Raw genomic sequence first — 319 nt, 5'->3', positions numbered from 1 at the left:
CACTTCTGCTGCTATTGCATCAGGTGAGTTGTGAATTACTTGTAAACGAGCAGTTTGAGGAACTTCAACTAATGGTAATTCAAACAATGGTCCACCATTTGAAAAAGCTACCCAAAGTCCAAAAGCTGGACCATCGCTATTCACAGCAGGATTTAAAAAACCACTAGCTAAAACAGTTATTGCACTTCCAGCATAGTTAAAAGTGTTAAATGGTGCTTGATATGATGCAACTGTTGTTGCACCTGTTTCGTCTCTTACATCAAGAACAAAATCTGCTTCTGGTAATGACAAATAACCAGCAAATTGAGGATAAGAAATG

General features: G+C 37.9%; 1 protein-coding gene. It reads right to left on the bottom strand.

Annotated features, from left to right (window positions below; genetic code table 11):
• Positions 1 to 319 (bottom strand): hypothetical protein (locus IAI56_RS15990; RefSeq protein ID WP_187658799.1); only part of this gene is annotated, 319 nt, incomplete at both ends.

Source organism: Flavobacterium macrobrachii (assembly GCF_014486675.1).
Taxonomy (GTDB): domain Bacteria; phylum Bacteroidota; class Bacteroidia; order Flavobacteriales; family Flavobacteriaceae; genus Flavobacterium; species Flavobacterium macrobrachii.
This window is presented reverse-complemented; position numbering and strand designations above follow the sequence as displayed.